Source organism: Mycobacterium sp. E3298 (genome assembly GCF_001666895.1).
Taxonomy (GTDB): domain Bacteria; phylum Actinomycetota; class Actinomycetes; order Mycobacteriales; family Mycobacteriaceae; genus Mycobacterium.
In genome coordinates this window covers 36,796-60,808 of record NZ_LZJB01000281.1, presented here as the reverse complement: position 1 = coordinate 60,808, position 24,013 = coordinate 36,796, and the positions used below count along the sequence as shown (strand labels likewise).

27 protein-coding genes are annotated in these 24,013 nt (G+C 69.1%); 15 read left to right on the top strand and 12 right to left on the bottom strand.

All coding sequences use genetic code 11. From position 1 onward, the window contains the following. Together A9X05_RS13450 and A9X05_RS13445 are read right to left on the bottom strand one after the other, a co-directional pair. The coding region (locus tag A9X05_RS13450) for an SDR family NAD(P)-dependent oxidoreductase (RefSeq protein ID WP_156670278.1) at positions 1-179 on the bottom strand (179 nt) is incomplete at its 3' end. Continuing rightward, positions 176-778 carry a TetR/AcrR family transcriptional regulator gene (locus tag A9X05_RS13445; protein WP_067761046.1) on the bottom strand — a complete coding sequence of 201 codons (603 nt, stop codon included), beginning with the start codon at positions 776-778 and terminating at the stop codon, positions 176-178. The genes A9X05_RS13450 and A9X05_RS13445, both read right to left, overlap by 4 nt. An 88-nt stretch (positions 779-866) precedes the next feature. Between A9X05_RS13445 and A9X05_RS13440 the strand changes: the two genes are divergently transcribed. The 3 genes from A9X05_RS13440 (at position 867) to A9X05_RS13430 (ending at position 4,584) form a co-directional block, all read left to right on the top strand. After that, a complete protein-coding gene (locus A9X05_RS13440; RefSeq protein ID WP_067781939.1) occupies positions 867-2,003 on the top strand; it encodes a phosphotransferase family protein in 1,137 nt (378 codons plus the stop codon). Next, positions 2,003-3,118: a hypothetical protein gene (locus A9X05_RS13435; protein WP_067781924.1), complete on the top strand. Its 1,116-nt coding sequence runs from the start codon at positions 2,003-2,005 to the stop codon at positions 3,116-3,118. The genes A9X05_RS13440 and A9X05_RS13435 overlap by 1 nt, the downstream gene beginning before the upstream one ends. Positions 3,119-3,237: 119 nt before the next feature. Then, positions 3,238-4,584: a flavin monoamine oxidase family protein gene (locus tag A9X05_RS13430; RefSeq protein ID WP_067781921.1), complete on the top strand. Its 1,347-nt coding sequence runs from the start codon at positions 3,238-3,240 to the stop codon at positions 4,582-4,584. On the opposite strand, the gene A9X05_RS13425 is transcribed toward A9X05_RS13430, so the two are convergent. Next, positions 4,579-5,535 carry an alpha/beta fold hydrolase gene (locus A9X05_RS13425; RefSeq protein ID WP_067761051.1) on the bottom strand — a complete coding sequence of 319 codons (957 nt, stop codon included), beginning with the start codon at positions 5,533-5,535 and terminating at the stop codon, positions 4,579-4,581. The genes A9X05_RS13430 and A9X05_RS13425 overlap by 6 nt on opposite strands. A gap of 186 nt (positions 5,536-5,721) precedes the next feature. On the opposite strand from A9X05_RS13425, the gene A9X05_RS13420 reads away from it, so the two are divergent. Next, a complete protein-coding gene (locus A9X05_RS13420) occupies positions 5,722-7,026 on the top strand; it encodes an NAD(P)/FAD-dependent oxidoreductase (RefSeq protein WP_231978360.1) in 1,305 nt (434 codons plus the stop codon). On the opposite strand, the gene A9X05_RS13415 is transcribed toward A9X05_RS13420, so the two are convergent. The 3 genes from A9X05_RS13415 to A9X05_RS13405 all read right to left on the bottom strand — a co-directional run bounded on the left by A9X05_RS13415 (position 7,023) and on the right by A9X05_RS13405 (position 10,142). Further along, positions 7,023-7,445: an STAS domain-containing protein gene (locus A9X05_RS13415; RefSeq protein WP_197499052.1), complete on the bottom strand. Its 423-nt coding sequence runs from the start codon at positions 7,443-7,445 to the stop codon at positions 7,023-7,025. The two genes, A9X05_RS13420 and A9X05_RS13415, sit on opposite strands and share 4 nt — an antisense overlap. Before the next feature lie 387 nt (positions 7,446-7,832). Beyond that, complete coding sequence (locus A9X05_RS13410) at positions 7,833-8,819, bottom strand: helix-turn-helix transcriptional regulator (protein WP_231972888.1); 987 nt, start codon at positions 8,817-8,819, stop codon at positions 7,833-7,835. Positions 8,820-8,960: 141 nt separating this feature from the next. After that, positions 8,961-10,142, bottom strand: coding sequence for a glycosyltransferase (locus A9X05_RS13405; protein ID WP_067781918.1), 1,182 nt, complete (start codon positions 10,140-10,142; stop codon positions 8,961-8,963). A gap of 174 nt (positions 10,143-10,316) precedes the next feature. On the opposite strand from A9X05_RS13405, the gene A9X05_RS13400 reads away from it, so the two are divergent. Further along, positions 10,317-11,183, top strand: a complete 867-nt coding sequence (locus A9X05_RS13400; protein ID WP_082970954.1) for a chemotaxis protein CheB — start codon at positions 10,317-10,319, stop codon at positions 11,181-11,183. A 5-nt stretch (positions 11,184-11,188) separates the two neighbouring features. Here A9X05_RS13400 and A9X05_RS13395 read toward each other — a convergent pair whose 3' ends face one another. From A9X05_RS13395 to A9X05_RS13385, 3 genes are read right to left on the bottom strand one after another with little or no spacing between them, the layout of a single operon-like run. Beyond that, the gene (locus A9X05_RS13395) at positions 11,189-13,030 is read right to left on the bottom strand and encodes a CheR family methyltransferase (RefSeq protein ID WP_067781916.1); all 1,842 of its coding nucleotides are present in this window, start codon (positions 13,028-13,030) and stop codon (positions 11,189-11,191) included. 55 nt (positions 13,031-13,085) lie between these two features. Continuing rightward, positions 13,086-13,838: an STAS domain-containing protein gene (locus tag A9X05_RS13390; protein WP_368664929.1), complete on the bottom strand. Its 753-nt coding sequence runs from the start codon at positions 13,836-13,838 to the stop codon at positions 13,086-13,088. Next, complete coding sequence (locus A9X05_RS13385) at positions 13,831-14,838, bottom strand: chemotaxis protein CheB (protein ID WP_067781912.1); 1,008 nt, start codon at positions 14,836-14,838, stop codon at positions 13,831-13,833. Before A9X05_RS13385 ends, A9X05_RS13390 begins: the two co-directional genes overlap by 8 nt. A gap of 154 nt (positions 14,839-14,992) precedes the next feature. Here A9X05_RS13385 and A9X05_RS13380 point away from each other — a divergent pair, with 154 nt between their 5' ends. Further along, entirely contained in the window at positions 14,993-15,250 is a 258-nt protein-coding gene (locus tag A9X05_RS13380; RefSeq protein ID WP_067761060.1) for a Rho termination factor, read from the top strand. Here the strand turns inward: A9X05_RS13380 and A9X05_RS13375 are convergent. After that, positions 15,244-15,819 carry a nucleotidyltransferase family protein gene (locus A9X05_RS13375; RefSeq protein WP_067781911.1) on the bottom strand — a complete coding sequence of 192 codons (576 nt, stop codon included), beginning with the start codon at positions 15,817-15,819 and terminating at the stop codon, positions 15,244-15,246. The two genes, A9X05_RS13380 and A9X05_RS13375, sit on opposite strands and share 7 nt — an antisense overlap. A 104-nt stretch (positions 15,820-15,923) precedes the next feature. Here A9X05_RS13375 and A9X05_RS13370 point away from each other — a divergent pair, with 104 nt between their 5' ends. From A9X05_RS13370 to A9X05_RS13350, 5 genes are all read left to right on the top strand, one after another. Beyond that, the gene (locus A9X05_RS13370) at positions 15,924-16,649 is read left to right on the top strand and encodes a glycosyltransferase family 2 protein (protein WP_067761066.1); all 726 of its coding nucleotides are present in this window, start codon (positions 15,924-15,926) and stop codon (positions 16,647-16,649) included. Further along, positions 16,646-17,587, top strand: coding sequence for an acyl-CoA dehydrogenase (locus A9X05_RS13365; RefSeq protein WP_067761068.1), 942 nt, complete (start codon positions 16,646-16,648; stop codon positions 17,585-17,587). Before A9X05_RS13370 ends, A9X05_RS13365 begins: the two co-directional genes overlap by 4 nt. A gap of 7 nt (positions 17,588-17,594) precedes the next feature. Continuing rightward, positions 17,595-18,368, top strand: coding sequence for a PIG-L deacetylase family protein (locus tag A9X05_RS13360; protein WP_067781908.1), 774 nt, complete (start codon positions 17,595-17,597; stop codon positions 18,366-18,368). Next, the gene (locus tag A9X05_RS13355) at positions 18,365-18,991 is read left to right on the top strand and encodes a cyclopropane-fatty-acyl-phospholipid synthase family protein (protein WP_231978357.1); all 627 of its coding nucleotides are present in this window, start codon (positions 18,365-18,367) and stop codon (positions 18,989-18,991) included. Before A9X05_RS13360 ends, A9X05_RS13355 begins: the two co-directional genes overlap by 4 nt. 67 nt (positions 18,992-19,058) lie before the next feature. Beyond that, the gene (locus A9X05_RS13350) at positions 19,059-19,823 is read left to right on the top strand and encodes an endonuclease/exonuclease/phosphatase family protein (RefSeq protein WP_067761073.1); all 765 of its coding nucleotides are present in this window, start codon (positions 19,059-19,061) and stop codon (positions 19,821-19,823) included. A 12-nt stretch (positions 19,824-19,835) separates the two neighbouring features. Here the strand turns inward: A9X05_RS13350 and A9X05_RS13345 are convergent, their stop codons facing one another. Then, the gene (locus tag A9X05_RS13345) at positions 19,836-20,111 is read right to left on the bottom strand and encodes a DUF3349 domain-containing protein (protein ID WP_067761075.1); all 276 of its coding nucleotides are present in this window, start codon (positions 20,109-20,111) and stop codon (positions 19,836-19,838) included. 125 nt (positions 20,112-20,236) lie between these two features. Continuing rightward, complete coding sequence (locus A9X05_RS13340; RefSeq protein ID WP_067761077.1) at positions 20,237-20,473, bottom strand: general stress protein CsbD; 237 nt, start codon at positions 20,471-20,473, stop codon at positions 20,237-20,239. Between the two features lie 184 nt (positions 20,474-20,657). On the opposite strand from A9X05_RS13340, the gene A9X05_RS13335 reads away from it, so the two are divergent. The 4 genes from A9X05_RS13335 (at position 20,658) to A9X05_RS13320 (ending at position 23,930) form a co-directional block, all read left to right on the top strand. Continuing rightward, the gene (locus A9X05_RS13335; RefSeq protein WP_067781905.1) at positions 20,658-21,464 is read left to right on the top strand and encodes an SDR family oxidoreductase; all 807 of its coding nucleotides are present in this window, start codon (positions 20,658-20,660) and stop codon (positions 21,462-21,464) included. A 234-nt stretch (positions 21,465-21,698) separates the two neighbouring features. After that, on the top strand, positions 21,699-22,115 hold the full coding sequence (locus A9X05_RS13330) for an STAS domain-containing protein (protein ID WP_067781902.1): 417 nt from the start codon (positions 21,699-21,701) through the stop codon (positions 22,113-22,115). Between the two features lie 262 nt (positions 22,116-22,377). Beyond that, positions 22,378-22,776, top strand: a complete 399-nt coding sequence (locus A9X05_RS13325) for a heme-binding protein (protein WP_067761081.1) — start codon at positions 22,378-22,380, stop codon at positions 22,774-22,776. Positions 22,777-22,883: 107 nt separating this feature from the next. Further along, a complete protein-coding gene (locus A9X05_RS13320) occupies positions 22,884-23,930 on the top strand; it encodes a DNA topoisomerase IB (RefSeq protein ID WP_067761084.1) in 1,047 nt (348 codons plus the stop codon). The last annotated feature ends 83 nt before the right edge of the window (positions 23,931-24,013 follow it).

Here is a 24,013-nt window from a genome sequence, read left to right as displayed (position 1 = left end):
TCGATGTCGGCGACCGTCTCGCCGATGGTGCCGGGCAGCCGCTCGTCCCACACCTGCTCGGTGCGCCCGGCCACCGCCACGGCGGCGCCGTCGGCCGCCAGGGCCAGCGCGATCGCCCGGCCCAGCCCGCGGCTGCCGCCCGTGACGATCGCGGTCCGCCCCGACAGGCGCCCCGTCATCGCGTCACCCCGTGCACCACGATGGCGGTCGTCTGCTCCACCCACGCATCGTCGAGCTCGTCCTCCGGGCGCAGCAGCATGCGCAGCATCGTCGCGCCCCCGATCAGCTCGATCAACCGGTCCGGGTCGACGTCGGGATGGGCTTCGCCCCGGTCGACCGCGTCACTCAGCCGCACCCGCACCGTCGCGAACAGGTCCGCGAAGCGGGACATCACCCGCGCGTTCAGCGCGGGATCGGCCGTCATATCGGCGACCAGCCCGGGCAGGGCGGCGCGGACGACCGGGGTGGTGAAGACGTCGCGGGTGGCCTCGATCATCATGCGGACGTCGGCGGCGAAATCCCCGGCCGGCGCCTCCAGCGCGGTCGGCGCCACCGGGAAGGCCGCCTCGTGCACCAACTCGGCCTTGCTCGACCACCGCCGGTACAGCGCGGATTTCGTGGTTCCCGCACGCTCGGCGACCGCCGCCAGGCTCAGGTTTGAATAGCCCATTTGGACAAGCAGTTCCGCGGTGGCCGATAGGATGGCCGAGTCGATACGCGGGTCCCGGGGGCGGCCGGCGCCGGGGGCCTTGTCAATGTCGGACGGGTCTGCTTTCATAACGCTACCTACCGTATCGTAATTGCCGCGCCCAGGTCTCAAAGGGAACGTCTCAAAGAGAACGAAGTCTCACAGAATGGAGGCACCCGTGGCCAACGAACCCGTGCTCGACAAGGTCGACCGACTTCAGCGCTCCAGCCGCGACGTCACGACGCTACCCGCCGTCATGTCGCAATGGCTGTCGACCGTCCTACCCGCCGGTGCGAACCCGGAGGTCACCGTCGAAAGCGGCGTCGACTCGACGGGGATGTCCTCGGAAACGATCATCCTGACCGCCCGCTGGCAGCAGGACGGCGAGCCTGTCGAGCAGAAGCTGGTGACCCGGGTCGCCCCCGCCCCCGAAGACGTGCAGGTCTTCCCCACCTATCGGCTTGACCACCAATTCGAGGTGATCCGAAAGGTCGGCGAAATCACCGACGTCCCGGTCCCGCCGGTGCGCTGGCTCGAGCCCACCGGCGAGGTGCTGGGCACGCCCTTTTTCGTCATGGACTACGTCGACGGGGTGGTGCCGCCCGACGTCATGCCCTACACGTTCGGCAACAACTGGTTCGCCGACGCCCCCGCCGAACGCCAGCGCGAACTGCAGGACGCGACCGTCGGGGTGCTGGCCAAGTTGCATTCAATCCCGGACGCCCAGAACACCTTTGGCTTCCTGTCCGACGGGCAAAACGGCGACACCGCGCTGCGCCGGCACTTCAACTGGGTGCGGTCCTGGTACGACTTCGCGGTGCCCGACATCGGCACCTCACCGCTGCTGGAGCGGACCTTCGCCTGGCTGGAGGAGCACTGGCCGGCCGAACAGGCCAGCCGCGAGCCCGTGCTGCTCTGGGGCGACGCCCGGGTGGGCAACGTGCTTTACCGCGACTTCTCCCCGGTGGCGGTGCTGGACTGGGAAATGGTCACGCTCGGACCGCGCGAGCTCGACGTGGCGTGGATGATCTACGCCCACATGGTTTTTCAAGAATTGACCGCCCTGGCCGGGCTGCCCGGACTGCCGGAGGTGATGCGTGAGGAAGACGTCCGCGCCACCTACCAGCGGCTGACCGGCGTGGAGGTCGGCGACCTGCGCTGGTTCTACGTCTACTCGGGTGTCATGTGGGCCTGCGTGTTCATGCGCACCGGCGCGCGCCGGGTGCACTTCGGCGAAACAGAGAAGCCCGACGATGTCGAATCGCTGTTCTACCACGCCGGATTGATGAGGCGTTTGATCGGAGAGGATCAGTAATGCTCGGACCGCTCGACGAGTTCCCCGTACATCAGATCCCGCAGCCGATCGCGTGGCCGGGCTCCTCGGACCGCAACTTCTACGACCGCTCCTACTTCAACGCCCACGACCGCACCGGAGACATCTTCGTCATCAGCGGCATCGGCTACTACCCCAACCTCGGTGTCAAGGACGCGTTCTTCCTCGTCCGGCGCGGGGACACCCAGACCGCGGTGCACCTGTCCGACGCGATCGACCAGGACCGGCTGAACCAGAAGGTCAACGGCTATCGGATCGAGGTCGTCGAGCCGCTGCACAAGCTGCGGCTGGTCCTTGACGAAACCGAGGGCATCGCGGCCGATCTCACCTGGGAGGGGCTGTTCGACGTCGTGCAGGAGCAGCCGCACCTGATGCGGTCCGGCAACCGGGTGACCCTGGACGCCCAGCGGTTCGCCCAGCTGGGCAGCTGGAGCGGTCGCATCGCCGTCGACGGCGAGGAGATCGCCGTCGACCCCGCGACCTGGCTCGGCAGCCGCGACCGGTCCTGGGGCATCAGGCCGATCGGCGAACCTGAGCCCGCCGGGCGACCCGCGGACCCGCCGTTCGAGGGCATGTGGTGGCTCTACGTGCCGATGGCGTTCGAGGAGTTCGCCATCGTGCTGATCATCCAGGAAGCGCCCGACGGCTTCCGCTCGCTCAACGACTGCACCCGGATCTGGCGCGACGGCCGCGTCGAGCAGCTGGGCTGGCCGCGGGTGAAGATCCACTACCGGTCCGGCACCCGCATCCCGACCGGGGCGACGATCGACGCGACCGCCCCCGACGGCACGCCGGTCCACTTCGACGTGGAGTCCAAGCTGCCGGTGCCCATCCACGTCGGCGGCGGCTACGGCGGCGACTCGGACTGGCTGCACGGCACGTGGAAGGGCGAGAAGTTCGTCGAACGGTTGACCTACGACATGACCGACCCGGGGATCGTCGCGCGGTCGGGTTTCGGCGTCATCGACCACGTCGGCCGGGCGGTGTGCCGCGACGGCGAGCGCGAGCCGGTGGAGGGTTGGGGACTCTACGAGCACGGCGCGCTGGGCCGCCACGACCCGTCGGGATTCGCCGACTGGCTGACGGTCGCCCCCTAGGCAGCCCGCGAACGTCGACTTGTCGGAGATTTTCGGGCCATCTCGCGCAACAAGTCGACGTTCGTGGGTGTCGGGCATTCGCCCTACGAAATCGCAAGAATTGCGGTTGACTGTTCCCCGTGCCAAATCCGCCGTGGATCGTCGACGTTGTCGTGGTCGGTGCAGGATTCGCGGGGCTTGCCGCGGCGCGCGAGCTGGCCCGCCAGGGTCATGACGTCGTGGTCTTCGAAGGCCGCGACCGCGTCGGCGGTCGGTCCTTCACCGGCAGCGTGGCCGGGTTGCCCGCCGATCTGGGCGGCACTTTTGTCGGACCCACCCAGGACGCGGTGTTGGCGTTGGCCGCCGAGCTCGACGTCCCGACCACTCCTACCCATCACGACGGCAAGAACGTCATCCATTGGCGCGGCTGGACGCACTCTTACCGCGGCACCATTCCCAAACTCTCGCTGACCGGGCTGCTCGACATCGGCCGATTGCGTTGGCAATTCGACCGGATCGCCCGCAGCATCCCGGTGGACGCCCCCTGGGACGCGCGCCGGGCGTCCGAGCTCGACGACGTCTCGCTCGGCGGCTGGCTGCGCTCGGTGCGTGCCACCGCGTCGTCGCGTGACCTGCTGGCGATCGTGTCCCGGGTGACCTGGGGGTGCGAGCCCGACGACGTCTCGATGCTGCACGCGGCCCGCTACACGCACGCCGCCGGCGGCCTGGACCGGCTGCTCGACGTCGAAAACGGCGCCCAGCAGGACCGTTTTCCGGGCGGCACCCAGCAGATCGCCGAGGCCGCGGCGGCCGAGCTGGGCACCCGCGTGGTGCTGGGCGCGCCGGTCCGCCGCATCGACCGGCACGGCGCGGGGGTCACGGTCACCACCGACGTCGGCCAGGCCGAGGCCGGATTCGTGGTGGTCGCGGTCCCGCCCGCCCACCGCGCGTCGATCGAGTTCGCTCCCCCACTGCCCGCCGAGTATCACCAACTCGCGCGGCATTGGCCGCAGGGCCAGCTCAGCAAGGCCTATGCGGCCTACTCCACACCCTTCTGGCGGGCCGACGGCTTCTCCGGGCAGGCGCTGTCCGACACCGGACCGGTGTTCATCACCTTCGACGTCAGTCCGCACGCCGACGGGCCCGGCATCCTGATGGGGTTCGTCGACGCGCGCGAGTTCGACGAGCTGGCCCCCGAGCAACGTCGGCACGCGGCGTTGAGCGGCTTCGCCAGGTTGTTCGGCGACGACGCGCTCAAACCGCTCGACTACGTCGACCACCGTTGGGGCGCAGAGCAGTTCGCGCCCGGCGGCCCCACCGCGGCGGTTCCTCCGGGATCGTGGACCCGATTCGGGCCGTTCCTGCGCGAGCCCGTCGGCCCGATTCACTGGGCCGGCACCGAGACGGCGGACGAATGGACGGGATTCCTCGACGGCGCCGTGCGGTCCGGCCAGCGGGCGGCCGCCGAGATCACCGCCCTGTTATGAACTGATCCGCACGTCCGGGATCACCGATTCGGCGAGCGCCCGCAAATGCCGATTCACCTCGCGCGGGTGTTCCAGCATCGAGCAGTGGCCGCCGGGCAGCTCGACCAGGCCGACGACGTTGGGCGCCGTGCCCGCGATCCGGCGGGCCTGGCTGATCGGGGTCAGCCGGTCGCGTTCGCTGCCGATGACCAGCGTCGGGACCGTCAAACCGTCCAGCTCCAGGTAGCGCGACCCCAAGGCGGCGACCAGCATCCTGGCGCAGCCGGCGCGCCCCGCGGGTGACGTCTGTTCGAAGAACTGGTGCACGATCCTGGCGATGCCCGGGTCGGCCTCCTTGCCCACCGCCAGCATGCCGACCAGATAGCGGCTCGGAATCCGGGCGGCGGTCGGGATCGGGAACCCGCCGAACGCGTGGATCAGCGCGCGGGCGGCGGCGACTCGCGCGGGTGACAGCCCGTGCGGCACCGACAGCAATTGCACCTTGCGGACCAGATCCCCGGTGGTGGTGTTGATCAGCGCGACGGCGTCCGCGCGGCGGCGAACCATGTGCCGGTACCGCGCCGACCACGCGGCGATGGTGATGCCACCCATCGAATGCCCGGCCAGCACGGCGCGCTCGTGCGGCGCCAGCGTCGCATCCAGCACCGAATTCAGATCGGAGGCAAGGTGTTTCAGGCTGTAGCCGTCGCGGCGGGGCATACCGCTGCGCCCATGGCCGCGGTGGTCGAAGGCGATCACGCGGTAGTCGTTGGCCAGGTCCGCGATCTGGTATGCCCAGGCCCGGATGGCGCACGTGATGCCGTGCGTCAGGACGATGGGGTAGCCGTCGGCGGGCCCGAAGACCTCGGCGTGCAGGCGGGTGCCGTCGGTGGCCCGGACGCTCACGGTCTGGCTGGGGGGCAACACGTCGGGATAGGGGTCGATCACGCGAGCCGATCGCCGAGCACTCATCGCCGCTCCCCCATTCAACTCGGCCTCGTCGCCGCAGTTAAGGACTGTCGCAAGTTTATCCCCCACGTCCGTTCGGATTCGGTAAATCCGGCAAACCGTTTCTCGTATGAGACGCTAACACCCGTGTACCCGATGTCCCGTCGGGAATTCATCGCGGCGACCACCGGTGTGGTGGGCGGCGGACTGATGGCCGCGTGCGCCCCACGGCGTCCGCCGCCCGCGCGGCCGCCCCCACCGGACACCCGGTCGATCCTTGTCGTCGGGGCCGGGATGGCCGGCCTGTCCGCCGCTCGTGTCCTCGCCGACGCGGGATGGCCGGTGCGGGTGATCGAGGCCCGCGACCGCATCGGCGGCCGCATCCACACCGACCGCGATTGGGGCGCACCGCTGGAGATGGGAGCGTCGTGGATCCACGGCACGGCGGACAACCCGTTGCTGGAGCTGGCGCGGCGGGCGCAGGCTCAGCTGGTCACGACCGACTATTACGGCTGGGCCAAGCTGGTCGTCGATCCCAAACTCCCACCGCTGGACTATGACCCGACGCCGTGGCGCGCGTTCGTGGAGCGGGCGCGTTACCAAGTCGACGCTGGCAGCCTGGCGGCCGCCGTCAACGCGGCGGCCGTCTCCGAGGGCCTTTCGGCCGCGGACCGCGCCCAGCTGGCCTTCTACCTGACCACCGAGATCGAGGACGAATTCGCCGCCGACGCGGATCAACTGTCCGCCATCACTTTTGACGAGGGCGATTACACCGGCGGCGATCAGGACGTCATCACGAACGGCTATGACGCGCTGCCGAGGCTCCTCGCCGGCGGGCTTCAGGTCGAGTTGAACACACCGGTGACCGGAATCGCGCAGCGCGACGACTCCGTCACCGTTCGCGCGAAAGCTCGGTCGTTCCAGGGCCCCGCCGTGATCGTCACCGTCCCGCTCGGCGTGCTGAAAGCCCGTGCCATTACGTTCGATCCGCCCTTGCCGAGCCGCCACAGCCACGCGGTGGACGCCCTGGGGTTCGGGGTGCTGTCCAAGAGTTTCTTCCGCTTCGACCGGCGCGGCTGGATGGTGGACAACGCCTTCTATCAGTACCTCGCCGCCGACAGCGGCACGTGGGCGCAATGGTTCACGCTGCCCGCCGCGGCGGGGCCAATCGTGTTGGCGTTCAACGCCGGCGGGCGCGGCCGGGCCGTGGAGTCCTCGGCCCCACAGGATCTGATCGCCACCGCGAGGCCCATCGCCCGCCGCCTGTTCGGCGACGCCGCGCCCGTGGAGGTCAAGACATCGGATTGGAGCGCCGACCCGTATGCGCGCGGAGCCTACTCCTTTCATGCGCCCGGCTCCGGCCTCGACGACCGGCGCCGGTTGCAAGAACCGGTCGGCGACCGGCTTTATCTGGCCGGGGAGGCGGTCGGCGTCAACAACCCGGCGACGGTGCACGGCGCCATGGCCAGCGGTCGCTACGCCGCGGACCAGTTGATGCGCCGATTGGGCCGCTAGGACGCGAGCCCGCGGAGTCGCGTCGCCGTGTCGTGCTGCGGCTCGTGCTGCCGGGCCGGGCCCGATACCAGCCGCCGGCGGGCCGTGGTCGCGCCTTCGATGTGCGCCAGGGCGGCATCGACCGAGTCGGCAATGGGCAGGCAGTGTTCGGGCAGCACCCGCGTGAGCCGGCGCAGCGCCGCGCCGCTGACGATGCAGCAGCGCAGCTGGGCTTGCCGATGCTCCTCGTTGAGGGCGAGCAGCGCTCGAAGGCCCGAACCGGCAAGGAAATCCAGGCCGGTGAGGTCGAGGACAAGCGGGGCCCTGAGCCGAGAAAAGCGCCGAATCGCCTCGGCGATCAGGTCCGTGTTGGCCGCATCGATTTCTCCCTCGACGCGTAAGACCGTGGCGGTGCTGCGGGCGTGAACGTGGATTTGCACTCCGGCGCAATCGATTTGGTAGCGGCTACGGGGCTCCCCGAGCAGCTCGGGCGTATGTCGATCGGGTGTACGTAGATCGGGTGAAGCAGTCATGTGAATGTGCGCCCTTCAGGCTTGATAAGGCAGGGCGAGCGACGACGGTGTCCGTTTGGCGCCCGTTGATAACGGCAGCTGGGGACTCAACCTGACCCAAGCCTACCGGCAATGGCGACCGGCGGTGCTCATAACCGGCCACCCGCCCTCGGCCGCGCGACCCGGATTCGCCTTCAACCAGGCGTTTTCACCTACGGCTCGCCGTGCGAAAAACATCGTTCGGCGCGTCGGCTTGGGGCCTGGCGATTCAATGCGGCCCGCGGATCTGACCTGCGGCTCAGCGGCGTGTCGCGATCACGACCCCGCGGTCAGGTGCCGGAGGGTGGTGTGCGGGCTCTGACCGTAGGTCTGCCGGTACAGCACCGCGAATCGGCCGGTGTGCGCGAAACCCCAACGCTGGGCGATCTCCGTCACGGTGGCGTGGGACGGCGTGGCGGCCAACAAGTCTTGATGGGCCCGGCTGAGGCGGACGCGGCGGATGTATTCCGTTGGGGTGCTGCCGAGTTGGCGGCGGAAGAGGTATTGCACCGCCCTGGGCGTGAGGTGCACCGCGGCCGCGACGTCGTTGATGCTGACGTCCCCGCCGGCGTGTCGATGGATGAAAGCCACTGCGTCCTTGAGCGTTTCGGGCAGTGCGGGCTCATTGGCCAGGTCCAGCTCCGTGACGTTGGACGGGTAACATTCCAGCAGCGCGCCGGCCAGCAACGGGGCCAGCCCCGCGACCACGAGTGGCTGGTCAGCTGTGTCCGGTCCGGCCAGGGTCAAGGCGACGTAATCCAGCGCCCGGTGCCACGCCCGCACGGCGGCGCGCGAACGCGGGCGCCAATCCGAAAAATGAATCTGCCGGGCTGGCGGGGCACCCCAGTCCGCGGCGACCTTGTGCAGCACGTCGGCGGCCAGGCTGACCACATCGAACCGGGCGCCGTTGCACTGCAACACGCACGGCATGCCTTGGGCGACCAGCACCGGGAAATCCACCGTCGCGGGCGGCCCCCCGGCGACGCTCATCGAGCCCCCGCGGGGCTGGATCACGATGATGCTTTCGGAGGCCACAATCTCCAGCGAGACGCGGCCCTGGATCATCACGTCGTCGACCGTCGCGGCGCCCGCTTCGCACCGCCGATGGGAGACGGCCGACCGGCTCGTGAGTCCGGCGATGCGCCAGGCGGGATGGTAGGCGCCGGCCAGGAACTGCCGCGCGGCCCGCGGATCGACGGTGCGGAACTGGTCGCGCCGAAGTGCCGAGCCCGGATCCCGGGCTTGCCGCACAGCATCGCCCATGCGGCTGGGGTCGGTTTGGTCCGTAACGGGCAGTCGGCCGACCGCGCCGGCCACCTCACCGGGGCCGGTGTTGTCGGTAACGCTCGTCAAGGCGGTCATAGTCGGCGCTCCCCCAGGGTGTTGCGCGCTGCCCTCATTGCATCACCGGATGCCCGATGACTGCAAGCGTTGCGGCATCCAAGTTGTGGAACCCGCCCGTTGGTAGATGTTAAGGCAGTCGAGCGCGATCCGGTCCCAGGCATATCGAGACAGCGCACGACTGCGACCGGCAGAACCCATGCTCATACACTGAAACCTCTGCGCGAGAAGGCTTCTCAACGCGGCTGGCAACTGGGTGGGAGTTTCCGGGCGCAGCACGAGGCCGGTGACGTTGTCCACCACGGCGTCCCTGAGCACGCCGACGCCGTAGGCCACCACCACCACGCCGCAGGCCATCGCCTGTAGCACCGCGGTGGCGCGTGGAGGTTGTCGCGGGGTGCAGGCGACCACATCGGCGGACCGCAGCAGCATCGCCAGTCGATCGCCGGAAACGGTGCCCGCAAACCGGACCCGGTCGGACACCCCCAACCCGGCGCCGAGAAGTTGTAGTTTGAGCCGCGCCTCGTCGCACTCACGATTCGAGGCTTCCGTCTCCGCCAGCACCAGTTCCGTGCCCGGGACCCTGGCCAGCGCCCTGATGACAATGTCGAAGCCGTTGCACGGCTTGGGGTTCGGCGCAAGGCACACAATGCGATGCAGGTCGGTGCGGGCCTGCGCCGGGCCGCTCGAGTTGTATCGCTCGACGTCCACCCCGCTTGTCAAAGCGGATACGCGGGCCCGGCTGCGGCGCAGCCTGGCGAGCGCGTCGACGTCGTCGGAGCTCTCACCGGTGACCCAGTTGGCGCTGCGAGCCAACAGCGGTTCGACGCGGAGCCGTTCGCCCTCCGCCGGCGCGCCCATGGGTGAGGGCGCCGCGGCCTCGGTGGCCAGGCCCAGGAAACTCTGGACGGCCGGCACCCCTTGGCGCCGTGCGGCCAGCTGGGCGGCCAAACCGCCCAGCCACCCGTACGCGTGCACGACGTCGGGCGCCTCAGCGGACCACTCGTCTGCGAGCGCCCCCGCCCAGTCGCCGACGTAGGGCAGCACGTCCAGGTCCGAATTCGTCGACCGCGGCCCGACGGAGATCGACACTGTGCGGTGGCCGCAAGTTCCGATCCCCGCGGGCCGCCGTCGGTTCTGCCGGACGAACCTGGTGACGGCATTTCCGCGGGCCGCCAGTGCGGCGGACAGTTCCTGCGGGTCGTCACCGACAATGTCGTCGCCGCTGACGATCGCAATCCTCACTTCAACCCCGTTGCGTCGCCCATGGCGTGATGGCGTACCCGGCCCCATACCGGCGAAACCGTGGCGGCGCGGGGCTTCGCCTGAAGCGCCTCCGTTTCGCATGGCGGATAGCCGCGGTGGGGCGGGATCGTTCGCCGGACTGTGGTGTGGTCGTCGATTTGGAAGACTGAAAGGGTGGCCAGCGACCCGCATCGGCCCGCCGTCGAACTGGTAGTCCTGTTGTCCTCGGCGGGGGGGTTGGACGCGCTCTCGACGGTCCTCGGTGATCTGCCGGGCGATTTCCCGGCCGCCATCGTCGTGCAGCAGCACCTCGGCGCCCACGACAGCGTCCTCCCGGCGATCCTTCGGCGGCAGACCGCACAGCAAGTCTGTTGGGCCCACGACGGGCGGCCCCTTTGCCCGGGTCAGGCGGTGGTCTGTCCGCCGGGGATGCACCTTGAACTGACGCCCGACGGCTGCTGTCGCCTGCGCCCGATCAGGGATCTGGGCGTGCGCCGCTTCGACGTGCTGCTGCGGTCGGTCGCCGCCTCGTACGGACCGCGCAGCGTCGCGGTGGTGTTGTCGGGCTCCGGGCAGGACGGGGCCGCGGGTACCTCCGCGATGAAGCGGGCCGGCGCCATCGTCATCGCGGAGAGTCCGGAGACGGCCCTGTACACGTCGATGCCCGTGGCGGCGGCGGCCGCCGGCGCCGACCTCGTGCTGCCGATCCACCAGATCGGCCGCGTGCTGACCGGCATCGTCGAGGGAGCGCCGCTGCCCGAACCGCCGCCGCACCACGGTGGCGACCGGTGCGGGGCGGAGGACGTCGGCGAACTGCCCGAACTCCGGCGCAGCGACCTGGTGAACACCGCGGCGGGCCGGGCCGACCTGGCGCGCGAACGCGCCGAAGAGCTCAGCCGTCGACGCAGGGACCTATCCGCCGGACTCGGCGCCACCACCGAATCGGTGGCGATGGCGCGACGCAGGGCCGCGGAGTCGCGGCGGCGCGCGCAGTTGGCGCACCAGGCGGCCGAGGAAGCGGCCGCGCGGTGGGGCCACTGACGCGGCTAGCTCACGACCTCCATGAGCAACAGGGCGCCCCCGACCGTGCCCTCACCCGACCGGAACGACGTGCACGTAACGCGCACCCGGGTCGGGCGCCCCCGGCGGTTGATCGCGTCGACTTCCGTCTCACCGGAACTGTCGGCGTCGACGAACGCATTGCCGATCAAGGACCGCACGCTGTCCAGGGGCAGGCCGATGTCCAGGGCGGTCAGCCGGGTTCCCACCGCCTCCTCGGACCGCAGGCCCCACAGCTCTTCGCACCCGCGGTTCCACAGGATCACCTTCATCTCGCGATCCACCACCACCATGCCCATCTGGACCGAGTCGACCAGCGAATCGAGGAAGACCTTCGCCTCGTCGAGTTCGAGGCTGCGTTCCCGCAACATGTCGTTGATGGTGTGCAGTTCGTCGTTGGTGGACTGCAGCTCCTCGTTCATCGTCTCGAGCTCTTCGTTAGTGGACTGCAGCTCCTCGTTGGTGGTCTCCAATTCCTCCACGGTGGACTGCAATTCCTCGTTGGTGGTCTCCAGTTCCTCGTTGGTGGACTGCAACTCCTCGTACGCCACTTCCAGCTGGCGATTGGTCTGGACCACCTTGTCCAGCAGCGCGCGCGTCGCGCTGACGTCGAAGAACACGATCGACACGCCCAGCAGCCCGTTCTCGGCGTCGACCAGCGGATTGACGTGGATCTCGAACCAAACGGTCTCGGCGCCCGGTCGCTGCCACTTGACGTCTTGGATGCGCGCCGAGCGCCGCTCCACCTTGGCCTGCTCCAGATAGGCGCGCAGCTCGACCGGGCGGTAGGAGACTTCGAGGTCGCGCAGCAGCCGGCCGATGTCGCGGGCCGAGAGCCCGAACAACGTCTCGGCCTGCTGGTTGATCATCGCGACCGTGTCCTCGCCGGTGACCACGATCTGGGCCACCGGGCTGGCACGGAAAGCCAAGTCGCGCACCGTCGTCAGGCCCGTGAGGTCGACGTTGCGTTCGTAGAACGCGCCGGCGGGGTCGTAGCGCTCGACCCCGCTGTGGCTTCCGACCGCCTTGCGGAAGATGCGGTGCTTGAGGTTCAGCGGCGTGAACCGGTCGCCGTGGCTGAGCAACATCTCGGCGTGCCCGAGGAACAGCGTGCCCTGCGGTGCGAGCGCAAAGTGCAAGCGGCCCAGGACGTTTCGCTGAGTCTCGGCGTTGAGGTACATGAGCGTATTGCGGCACACCAGCAGATCGACGCGGGAGATGGGCGCATCCTTGACCAGATCGTTGCGACCGAAGATCACCGCGCGGCGCAACTCCTTCTGAAACACGTAGCGGCCGTTGACCTGTTCGAAATAGCGCGCCAGGAGATCGGGCGGCACCGACTCGACGGCCTTGGCGTCATAGGACGCCGCCCGCGCCTCGGTCAGCGCGTCCTCATCGATGTCGGTGGCGTAGATCTTGACCCGTTGCCGGAAACCCTCGGCGCCCAGCGCCTCGGCCAGCAGCATGGCCAGCGTGTAGGCCTCCTCGCCGGAGGCGCATCCCGCGCTCCACACCCGAATCGGATCGCCGGGACCACGCTCGGCCAGCATCCGCGGAATGACCTCGGAAGCGATGTACTCCCACGCGTCCGGGTCACGAAAGAAGGCGGTGACGTTGATCAGGATGGTGTTGAACAGGGCCGCGAATTCGTCCGAACTGGCCTGCAGGAAGTCGAGGTATTCCTCGAATGTGCTGTAGCCCGCCTGATCCATTCGGTGGCGGACCCGGCGCATCAGCGACGTGCGCTTGTACCCCGTGAAGTCGAAGCCCCGCGAATCGCGCATGTAGCGCAGCAGGGCCTCGAAAGCCTCGTCAGTCGTGCCGTCCATTCAAGTCCCGTCCGCATCGAGCCTGGCCGAAGGACTTGAACACTACTCGCGGTCGTCAGAATCGATCGTCGTGACCGACCATCGCCCAGACGGTCTTGCCGGACGAGGTGGGGGTGGCGCCCCACGTCCGGCACAGCGCGGAAACGATGGCCAGACCGGACACGGTTTCCGCGCCGCGCCGGCCGTCCTCGTGCCGGACCGGCAACTGGTCGCTGGCGTCCTGTACGGCGACGGTGACGGCCTCGCGATGGCTTTCGACGATTAGCACCGGGGCACTCTCGGTGTGGTGGAGCACGTTTTCGATGAAGACGGTGGCCACGGTGGTCGCGATGGGAATCACCGCGCGCCGGTCCCATTCGGTGAGCCAGTCGGTGACGACGGTTCGGGCCATCCCCAGGGTGCCGTCCGAACGGGGCAGCTCGGTGCGCGCGCGGCGCCTGATCTGCGGCGCCCGGCCGCGCACGGCATCCAGCGCCAGCTCGCGGCTCGCGTGGACGGGCACGTAGCGGGCCACCCCGACCCCGATGATCGCCCGCCGGACGGACGGTTCCGCGGACACGAGCAGGATGGGTACGTCGGGCCAGGTGCTGACGTGCCAGCGAGCGCTGGTGAAAACGGTCCAGGCAGAGGCCGTCGGCACGGTGAGCCGGTCGACGTCGACGATGACCGCGCGGGGCTCGTCCAGCGCGGCCTTGATCACGATGTCGCGCAGGCCGCGATACGTGGAGCTGTCCAGCACGCCGTCCGCCACCAGGATCGGCATGTCCTGTTGTTCTTCGGCGGCGATGCGGATGGCCGACTCAGTCACCGCCATCACCGCCGTGCGGAGCGGTGGCCGACAACCGGTCGCTGAGCACCGCCAGCGCCCGTTCGGTTTCTTCGGCGAGGCCGCTGTAACGCATCTTCAGGGGACCGGGTCCAGCCTTGTCCGCCAATTGCCGCGCCAATCGGGCCTTCTCCTGCAGGCTGCGCAGCGCCACCCACAGCGCGCCGTCGACCTCGGTGTCCCGCGCGGCCAGCAGCGCGTCGGCCGTCCAGGCGTGCCCCACCTGGCAGCGGAAGTTGCCTTCGCTGACGGACACCAGGGAGCCGTTGCAGTCCGGGCAGGTGTACCCGGACGGGGTGCCGAGCTGTTGGGTGTCGAAGTCGGTCGAAAACCGCGACATCATGGCGATCCGGTTTTCGAGCTCCATCGCGGCGTCGCGTTCCATGTTGGGGTCCTTGGTCTTCTGGTGCGACAGCTCTTTGAGGACCGCGCCGATGTCGGCGGCCGCCGCATCATGATCCAGCACGCCGGCGTCGCGCGCGTTGGCCGGCATGGCGGGGAACAACGCGTCGTCGGGTGATTGGCCGATGGTGGTACCGCCGCGGGACCGAATGGCACCCAGGCCGAGCACACCGTCGTCGAGCACGCCCGAGAGCACGACTCCGATCGCGCGGGGCCCGAATGCCAGGGCGACCGAGCGGAACAGCGCGTTGATCGCCGGCCGGTGCCCGTTCTCGGTCGGGCCCTGCGAGAGGACCACGCGGTGGTCGGCGGCCAGCAGATGTCGATCGGGCGGGGCGACGTAAATTCGCGCGGGTTCGAGTTTGGCGCCGTCTTCCGCGGTGACGGCCGGCAACGGCCCGCTGCGGTCGACGATGCGAGCCAACACGCTCGGCGCGCCGGCGGGAATGTGCAGGGTCACCAGGTAGGCGTACGGCACATCGGCGGACAAACCCGCCGCCAGCTTCGACAGCGCCTCCACTCCCCCCGCGGAGGCGCCGATCGCCACCACGCCACGCAAGCCGCCGGATTCGTCAGTCATCACTTTCGACTACCCGCATCAATAGTAGGTATTCAACTCCGCAGTAGGTATTCAACTCCGCGCGGGATAGCTGTCGGGGATTCGCAGACCTGGGTTTTCACCGCGGCCGCGGCGGGCACCCTGAGTTGTCTGGTCGCGGACAGGAGGGTGAATCATGCCGAACTCGTCGATCAAGAACGAAAAGTTGTACAAGGACCTGCGCAAGCAGGGTGACTCCAAGGAAAAGGCGGCCCGCATCTCCAACGCGGCCGCCGCGCGGGGCAAGTCCTCGGTTTCGCGCAAGGGCGGGAAGTCCGGGTCGTATCAGGACTGGACCGTCCCACAGTTGAGGAAGCGGGCGAAAGAGCTTGGCATGTCAGGGTATTCGAACCTGACGAAGGACAAGCTGGTAGCCAAGCTGCGCAATCACTGAGTGAGGCCGAGCCGCTCGGCCAGCACCAGGAAGGCGACCGCGTAATCGTTGTCGGCGGTGCGCGCCCGGATCCGCTCCCAGTCCAGCTGCTCGCGGACGGCGCGCACGGCCGGCAGCAGCCTGGCGAAGTCGCAGTAGTGCTCGCCCAGGGCGCGAAGTTGCTGGACGAGCACCATCGTCGGCGGTAGCACGGGCATCCTGACGGCGAGCACGTCGTGCTGCTCGGCGCAGTCCAGCGTGGACGACTCCACCCGCACGCCGTTGAGGCGGTGCAGCACATCCACCACCGTGTCGCCGGTGCGCGCCTTGAAAAGCCAATCCTCCGGGGGACGCTCGATGGCGAAGCCCGCATTGCGCAGCGTCGCGACGGCGTCCTCCACGTCCGACTCGGCCACCACCAGGTCCACGTCATGGGTGGGCTCCGGCGCACCGTAGGCCCACAACGCGTAGCTGCCCGCCAGCGCGAAGCGGGGGCCGTTCTCCTTCAGCGCCGACGCGGCGCCGCGCAGCGCTTCCCGCAGCTGCATGCTGGAAGCGGGTGCGTCGACGTGGGTCTCGATCGGTCCCATGGTGCCCAAGTCATACCCGGCCGACGGCCAGTGCAACCTGCGCTAACGCGGCCGGAGATTGGTAAGCCCGTTTAATCTGCCCCCAATTGGGAAAATCTTTCGAGGTGTCAACCGCTTGGCTCGGCGCCTACGAAGCCGCCGCCGTCGTAATCCCCGCCTGCAACGAGCGGGCGAAGCTGCCGGCCTGCCTGCGCGCCGTCCTCACCGCCGCCCTGTGCGCCCCCATCCCGGTCACCGTCGTTGTGGTGCTTGACGACTGCGACGACGGCAGTGCCGAGTTGGCCGGCGAGTACGGGCCCGATGTGCACTTCATCAGCGTCGAGGCGCACAACGTCGGCACGGCGCGGGCGGTCGGGTTCGGTTACGCGCGGTCGCTGGTCGGGGACCCCGACCGGTGCTGGTACGCCACCACCGATGCGGATAGCAGAGTCGACCCCGACTGGCTGGTGCACCAACTCCGGGCGCGGGCCGACATGGTGCTGGGCGTGGTGCGAGTCACCGACTGGCGCCACCACGGCGCCGAAGTCGTCAACCGCTATTTGCAGTCCTACCAAGCGAACCCGCTTTACCGGCGCGACCAACACGACCACATACACGGCGCCAACATGGGTTTCAGCGCACGGGCCTACTGGCGCGTCGGCGGCTTTCGCACGCTCGCCTCCGGCGAGGATTCCGACCTGGTCGAGCGATTCGAGGCCGCCGGCTACCGCGTTCACCGCGACACCGAACTCTCCGTCATCACGTCGGCGCGAACCCAGGCTCGGGCGCCACACGGGTTCGCTCACCACCTCAGGCAACTGGGGAGATCGGCGGCGGGTGATTGCGCGTGACGGCGGGACTGGTCAGGCATTGGCTGGAGTCGGAAAGACTCGAGCTCCCACTGCCCGCCTCCGGGCGCACCGCCGAGCGCTGGCAACGGCTCTCGTCGCTGGCCGAAGAGAACATCGTGGCGGCCAGGGTCGCCGAAGCGCACGTCGATGCGGTCGCGATTCTTCACGAGTTGGGCGGTAAGCCACCGGAATCCGGCCAACTGTGGGGAGTTTGGGCCGCGGAGTCCCCGGACGCGGTGCTCACCGCCACCGACACCCACGGTGCATTCACACTCGCGGGCACCAAGGTGTGGTGCTCGGGCGCCGGGTTCTGCACCCACGCTCTGGTGACCGCCCGGCTGGAGGACGGCACGCGGGGGTTGTTCGCCGTCCAGGTGACTGACGGGAGCGTGAAACCGCTGCCCAGCACCTGGTGGAACGCCGGCATGGCCGGCAGCGATACGCGGCCCGTGCAGTTCACCAACACTCACGCCGTTGCGGTCGGCGACCCCGGCGACTACCTGGACCGGCCCGGGTTCTGGCACGGCGCGATCGGGGTGGCCGCCTGTTGGCTCGGGGGCGCACGCCGCGTCGCAGATCCGCTATACCGTTGCGCTAAGAGCGAATCCGCCGATGCCTATTCGCTGGCCCATCTCGGCGCCGTCGACGCCGCGCTGGCCGCCGGCGACGCGATGCTGGCCGCCGCGGCGGCGCAGGTCGACGCCGACCCGTTCGACCGTACCGGCACCGCTCAACTGCTGGCCCGTCGCGTGCGCACGGTGGTGGAGCACGCGGTCGATGAAGCCATCACCCGCACCGGCCGCGCCTTGGGCCCGGGGCCACTCTGCCAGGATGGTCGGCACGCCCAGCGGGTCGCCGACCTGAGCATCTACATTCGGCAAAGCCACGCCGAGCGCGACCTCGCCGAGCTCGGGCGGCTCGCGGGCAGCCAGCGTTGAGGACGCCGTGAGGACCGCGCCGATCAGCAACAGCGCCAGGTTCGCGGCCAAGCCGCTGACCTCCGGCGGCACCCCAGCACCCCTGTGGCTAGCCGCGTTTGAGCGCGCTCCCCTGCCGGCGCTCGACCTCGCCGGATGCCGACGCCTGATCGTCGTGGCGGCCCACCCCGATGACGAAACCCTCGGCCTGGGCGCGACCATCGCACACTTGGCGGCGGCGGGGGTCGACGTCCGGGTGGTGTCGGCCAGCGACGGCGGTGCCGCCCAGCCGGGCGCGACGCTGTCCGGCCGGATTCGGCTGTCCACCACCCGTCGATACGAACTCCGCAGGGCCACAAGTATTTTGGGTTCCGCCCCGCCGGTCCGGCTAGGATTGCCCGACGGCGAGCTGGCCAACCACCAGGATCGGCTCACCGAGGCGTTGGTGGGGATATTGCGGACCGCGGGCCCCGACACCTGGTGCGCCGCCACCTGGCGAGGCGATGGACACCCGGACCACGAAGCCGTGGGCCGCGCGGCCGTGGCTGCATGCGTGCGCACCGGCGTCGCGTTGCTGGAATATCCGGTCTGGATGTGGCACTGGGCCGCTCCGGCCGACCCCGCGGTGCCGTGGGACCGCGCCAGATCGGTTCTCGCCCCGGGTTGGGCCGTCAACCGCAAACGCCAAGCGGCGCAGTGCTATCGGAGTCAGTTGCGGCCCGGTCGCGGTGAAACACCACCGGTCTTGCCGCCGTTCGTCCTGCAGCGCCTGCTCACCGTGGGGGAAGTGGTCTTCCGGTGACCACGCGGCTGCCCGACGCCTACTTCGACCGGATGTACGTCGGCACCGACGATCCCTGGCAGCTCTCGACGCGGTGGTACGAGCAACGCAAGTACGCGATCACCCTGGCGCTGTTGCCAGCCCTCCGGTATCGGCACGCCTTCGAGCCGGGCTGCTCCATCGGCACGTTGACCGCGCGACTGGCGGAGCGCTGCGACCACGTGACGGCCGTCGACGTCGCAGATGCCGCGCTTCGCGGCGCCGACGCCCGCCTGCGGCGGGCCGGCTGTCGCGACCGGGTGACGCTGACCCGGTCGTCGCTGGACGCGGCGTGGCCCGCGGGGCCGTTCGACCTGGTGGTACTCAGCGAGGTCGCCTACTACCTGGCGCCTGAAACACTCACCGCGGTGCTGCGTCGCGAATTTCCCCGGCTGGAGCGCGGCGCAACGATCCTCGCCGCGCATTGGCGTCACGACGTGACCGACTATCCACTCACCGGCGACGCGGCCCACGCCGTCATCGCGGGGACACCCGGGCTGACGTCGCTGGGCCGCTACCAGGATCACGATGTCGTCATCGAGGTGTTCGACACCGGCGACGGAAGGTCGGTGGCAGGACGCGAAGGGGTGCCGGGCGTGCGCTGAATCCGCCGCCGACGCATGACAGTGCGACCCCGAGAGTGGCTAGGAGAAAATGGGTAGGAGAAACCCTATGCGCGTGGCGACCTTCAACATCCTGCACGGCCGCACCGTCGGCGACGGGGTGGAGGTGCAACGGCTGCGGGACTGCGTGCGCCGACTCGATCCCGATGTGCTCAGCCTGCAAGAGGTCGACTGCGATCAGCCGCGGTCCGAGCGGGCCGATCTCACCGCGGTGGCGGCCGAGGCGATGGGCGCCGTGGAGCACCGGTTCGTGGCCGCGATCTCCGGCACGCCCGGGGCGACGTGGATGGCCGCGACGGGTCGAGAACAGCCCGGGACCGCCGCCTACGGCATCGCGCTGCTGTCGCGGTACCCGGTGACCAGCTGGCAGGTGGTGCGGCTGCCCCGCATTCCGATGCGCTTTCCCATGTATCTGCCGGGTCCCAACCGGGTGATGGTCGTCGACGAGGAGCCCAGGGCGGCGGTCATCGCACGGATGCGCACCCCGATGGGCGAGCTGACGGTAGCCAACACCCACCTGTCTTTCGTGCCCGGCTGGAATCGGCGTCAGCTGCGCCGGCTGGTGCACGACCTGCGCGGCTTCCCGGGCCCCCGGCTGCTGACCGGGGACCTCAACATGACACCCAAGACCGTGCGGCGCTGGTCGGGCATGCGGGCGCTGGCGGCCGCGGCGACGTTCCCCGCGCACGCCCCCGACCGCCAGTTGGATCACATCCTGACCGACGATCGCGGACTGCGCGGCAAGGCCGTTACGGCCGAGCCGATGAACATCTCCGATCACCGGCCGCTGGTCGTCGACCTCGTGCATTCGTGAATCGCCGGCCGGTTATCCCATCGCGCTGAGCCGGCGCTTGACGCGCGCGATCTCGTCTACCGAGGGCAGCGCGTCGGTGACCCGGGTGATTTCCACCCCGACGTCCACATTGGAGATCGAACGACACGTCGGGACCAGCAGTTTCGTCGCGATGGTGGCGACCTCGTCGTCGGACACCCGGCGCGGCAGCAGCGCCAGCACCGGCGAGTGGCCGAGGGCGGGGGCACCGCCCGGGTAGCCCGCGCGCAGGAACGCGACGATGCTCAAGACGCGATCGCTCAGGCCCATGTTCCACCTCGTTCATCCGGTCGTAGCCAGGAATAACCGGCCCGCGCGGTTTGAAACCCGGCACGCCCGCGAAAGCGAAAAAGGGGCCCGGCCCCTAGACGGAACCGGACCCCTTCGTCAGCGTGCTACTGGTTTTCCTTCTGACGCTCCTCGGCGGCCTTGGCGCCGGCCCGCGCGGACTCGGCTTCGGCCTCCTTCTTGCCCGCGTCGCGCTGGGCGTCGGCCTTGTCCTGCTGGGCCTGGCCCTCCTCGACCATGTCGTCGCGGCCGAGCACGGTCCCGCCGGCCTCCTTGACCTTTCCCTTGACGCCCTCGACGGCGCCCTTGACCGCTTCCTGCGGTCCGCTCTTGTCATCCCCCATGGGGTCGACCTCCCTTTTGTTTACTGTGCATCTCGCTCATACGGCGTTCCCGTCGGCCGAACCGTCAAACGCGCAGACCGCTGTGCGCGCGATCACGGAACGATTCCACCTTCAAATTGGACCGTTTGGGACGCGATCCGGTGGGTAGTAATGAGCGACCACCAACGAAAGCGGGTGAGGTTTCTTGACCACCGTCGCCGTGATCGGGGCGACCGGGACCGCCGGGTCGCGCGTCGTCGCCAGGCTCAGGGCCAGGGGCGTCGCGGTCGTGGAGGTTTCCCGCACCCACGGCGTCGACGTGCTCGACGGCGAGAGCCTGTACCGGGCGCTCAAAGGAGTCGATGTCGCGATCGACGTCGCCAACCCCGAGCCGCACGACGGTCACCCCACTGCCACCGAGACGCTGGCCGCCCGCAACGTCATGGGTGTCTGCTCCGCGCGGGGCGTGCAGCGTCTGGTGGTGGCGACGTTGGCCGGCATCGACGATCCGGTGTTCGACGGGCTGCCCTACTTCGAGGGCAAACGGGCGGCGAAAGAGATCCTTCTCGAGGGCCCGGTCCCGGCCACGGTCGTGAAGTCGACCCAGTGGTATGAATCCGCCACCGGCCCAGCGGGGCCGGTGATTTGTGACGGGAACGAGGTGATCGTGGAGGATTGGCTGATACAGCCCATCGCGGCCGACACTGTCGCCGACGTCCTCGTCGAGGCGGCCCTCGGACAGACGCACACGCCGCGCACCATCACGGGTCCCGATGCCATCCGGCTGCCCGAGCTGACCTCGAAAGTCCTTGCCCAGCAAGGCGATGGCCGTGCGGTGCGGGTGGTGCAGCCCGCCGTTCCCGCGCTCGCCGCCGGGGCATTGCTCGCCCCCGAGCGCGCGGTGGTCGTCGGGCCCGACGTCGAAACCTGGCTCCGGACGGTGCCGCCGGCGAGCACCGACGGGGACGGCGATGGCGCGACGCTGCACCGGCCGGATTTCTCCCAGACCTGACCGGTCGTCCTTAGCCAGAAAACGAAGAGTTGCCGACGGTGCGCGGACCATTCGGTGCCGGATGCGCTGGTCGAGCGCGCTGACCACACCAGGTCACCGCGGGCCGTCGTCATTTTCCTGCGCCGACGGAGGCAACGGCGTTATGGTCACCTCAGGTTGAATCCACAGCTGCCCTCACGCGAGCGGCCGTGGGCACCGGTCGCTCCTCACTCACCCATCCGATGGGGCGACGATATGACTGCTCAACCCTACCGAGTCGAACAACGACTCCACTGCTACGAAATCGATTGCGCCGGGGCGCGACTGGACGTGCAGGCGCACGGCCTGGCCACCGTACTCGGCGTCAGCGGCGAAATCGACGCGTCCAACGCCGACCTCATCGCCAAGGCGATCCGGCGCTTCGTGCGACTGCGGGCCCCGCTGATCCTGGACTTCAGCCGCGTGGACTACCTGGGCAGCGCGGGCCTTCGGGTGCTGCTGCTCGTGCAGGATGAGTGCCGGCTCGCCCGGCTGCACTGCAGCGTGATCGGCGGTGTCGCCCTGCGTCGGCTCACCCGCCTGGTGACCGGGCTCGGCCTGCCCCTGGTCGATTCGATCGGCGAGGCGCTCCAACTGATCCGCGCCTCCGAAAATGGCACGCAGTGGCGGTGATTTCAGGTCACGATTCCGTCACGATCCTGATCACGAATCCTTAAGAATTGCCGGCCCGTTCCTAAGAATTCTCAACATCGCCGGGCGGATTTGACCATTTGCTTAGTGAACGCCCGCGTTCCGTGGCCGATTCGCGGGGTTCGCGCACTTTCCGTTCCTCGCGGGCGATCACGACCACTGTTGAATTCCGCTACTTTGGTTTTCGAGGATCGGGAGCCTCTCTGGCAAGAATCAATTCGTAATTTCGAAGGACACATTCATCATGAAAATCAGCAGTATTGTCGCGCGCCGGCGGCTGGCCGGCGTCGGTGCCGGCTGCCTGCTCGGGGGGATCACCATGGGGCTCGTCGGCGCGCCGTCGGCGGCCGCAGCGCCCGACTGCAGCCCCGGCGGGGTCAACGCCACCGTCTCGTCGGCGCAGGGCTCGGCGGAGCAGTACCTGGCCGCGCACCCGGGCGCCAACGACGTGGTCAGGGCCGCCTACACCCAGCCGCGGCCGGAGGCCGAGTCCAACCTGCGGGGCTACTTCACCGCGCACCCCCAGGAGTACTTCGACCTGCGCGGCATCCTGGCACCGATCGGTGACACCGAGCGGCAGTGCAACGTCAAGGCCCTGCCGCCGACGCTGGAGTCGGCCTACCAGGAGTTCATGGCCGGTTGATCCCGGCTCGAAGCGACCCGCCACGACGCTGTGGCGGGTCGTTTCGCTTCACGTGTGAACGGCCCTCGTGACGGGTAATTGTCCAGTCAACGTGACTGGAGGGAAAGATGCGGCTGCGTCGCAGTGTGCTCAACAAGCCGGGGATCGCGCGTAAGCGCCGGGGTAAGGGCTTCGCCTATTACGGGCCCGACGGCGAGTTGCTGTCCGACCCCGAAACCCTGCAGCGCATCAAGGATCTGGTCATTCCGCCGGCCTGGAAGAACGTGTGGATCTCACCGCATCCCAATGGCCACATCCAGGCCGTCGGCGTGGACGCCGCCGGCCGCCGCCAGTACCTCTACCACACCGCGTGGCAACAGGAACGTGCCGAAGAGAAGTTCGACCGCGTCCTGGAACTGTCCACGCGCCTGCCCCATTGGCGCGCCGCCATCGCAAAAGACCTGACGCGCAGCGGCTTAACGCGTAAGCGGGTGCTCGCGGTGGCGTTGCGGCTGCTCGATCGCGGCTACTTCCGGGCCGGCAGCGAGCAGTATGCCGAGGAGAACGAGTCGTACGGGCTGGCCACCCTGCTGTGTGAACACGTGCAGGTCCGGCGCGACGCGGTGGCCTTCGACTTCCCCGCCAAGAGCGGCGTGCGGCGCACGGTGGAAATCGAGGACCCCGAAGTGGTCCGGGCGGTGCGCGCCCTCATGCGCCGGCCCGAGCGAACCGAACGACTCTTGGTGTGCCGCAACGCAACCGGATGGCTCGATGTCCGATCCGACGACCTCAACGCCCGCTTCAAGGAGTTGGTCGGGAACGAATTCACTGTCAAGGACCTGCGCACCTGGCACGGAACGGTGCTGGCGGCCACCGCGTTCGCCGACGCCGATCCGGCCGTCTCGCAGCGGGTGGCCAAGCGGGTCGAGTCCGCCGTCATGAAGGAGGTCGCCGAGGAGCTCGGCAACACCCCGGCGGTGGCCCGCGGGTCTTATGTGGATCCCCGCGTCGTCGCCGGCTACGAGCAGGGGCTGACGATCGCCGCGGCGACCCGCCGCGCCGAGCGCGCGCGTGATCCCGACGCGGCTCAGGAAATCCTGGACAAGGCCACCCGCATGCTGATCCGCCGAGTGGCCAAGGGCGCTGGCACCTCCGTGCTGCTGAAGAGCGCCTGACGCGCCGTGGGCCGGCCTCCTGCACAGGCGAGGCGCGACGAGTCGGCGCGGCCAAGGCGGGCGAGCGATCGTCGTGCTGAACA

Bases quoted from the DNA above. Each gene is read 5' to 3' on its own strand.
- A9X05_RS13445 (WP_067761046.1), bottom strand. From the start codon at position 778: ATGAAAGCAGACCCGTCCGACATTGACAAGGCCCCCGGCGCCGGCCGC.
- A9X05_RS13435 (WP_067781924.1), top strand. From the start codon at position 2,003: ATGCTCGGACCGCTCGACGAGTTCCCCGTACATCAGATCCCGCAGCCG.
- A9X05_RS13425 (WP_067761051.1), bottom strand. From the start codon at position 5,535: ATGAGTGCTCGGCGATCGGCTCGCGTGATCGACCCCTATCCCGACGTG.
- A9X05_RS13420 (WP_231978360.1), top strand. From the start codon at position 5,722: ATGGCCGCGTGCGCCCCACGGCGTCCGCCGCCCGCGCGGCCGCCCCCA.
- A9X05_RS13410 (WP_231972888.1), bottom strand. From the start codon at position 8,819: ATGGGCGATGCTGTGCGGCAAGCCCGGGATCCGGGCTCGGCACTTCGG.
- A9X05_RS13395 (WP_067781916.1), bottom strand. From the start codon at position 13,030: ATGGACGGCACGACTGACGAGGCTTTCGAGGCCCTGCTGCGCTACATG.
- A9X05_RS13385 (WP_067781912.1), bottom strand. From the start codon at position 14,838: ATGACTGACGAATCCGGCGGCTTGCGTGGCGTGGTGGCGATCGGCGCC.
- A9X05_RS13380 (WP_067761060.1), top strand. From the start codon at position 14,993: ATGCCGAACTCGTCGATCAAGAACGAAAAGTTGTACAAGGACCTGCGC.
- A9X05_RS13375 (WP_067781911.1), bottom strand. From the start codon at position 15,819: ATGGGACCGATCGAGACCCACGTCGACGCACCCGCTTCCAGCATGCAG.
- A9X05_RS13350 (WP_067761073.1), top strand. From the start codon at position 19,059: ATGCGCGTGGCGACCTTCAACATCCTGCACGGCCGCACCGTCGGCGAC.
- A9X05_RS13345 (WP_067761075.1), bottom strand. From the start codon at position 20,111: ATGGGCCTGAGCGATCGCGTCTTGAGCATCGTCGCGTTCCTGCGCGCG.
- A9X05_RS13340 (WP_067761077.1), bottom strand. From the start codon at position 20,473: ATGGGGGATGACAAGAGCGGACCGCAGGAAGCGGTCAAGGGCGCCGTC.
- A9X05_RS13330 (WP_067781902.1), top strand. From the start codon at position 21,699: ATGACTGCTCAACCCTACCGAGTCGAACAACGACTCCACTGCTACGAA.
- A9X05_RS13325 (WP_067761081.1), top strand. From the start codon at position 22,378: ATGAAAATCAGCAGTATTGTCGCGCGCCGGCGGCTGGCCGGCGTCGGT.
- A9X05_RS13320 (WP_067761084.1), top strand. From the start codon at position 22,884: ATGCGGCTGCGTCGCAGTGTGCTCAACAAGCCGGGGATCGCGCGTAAG.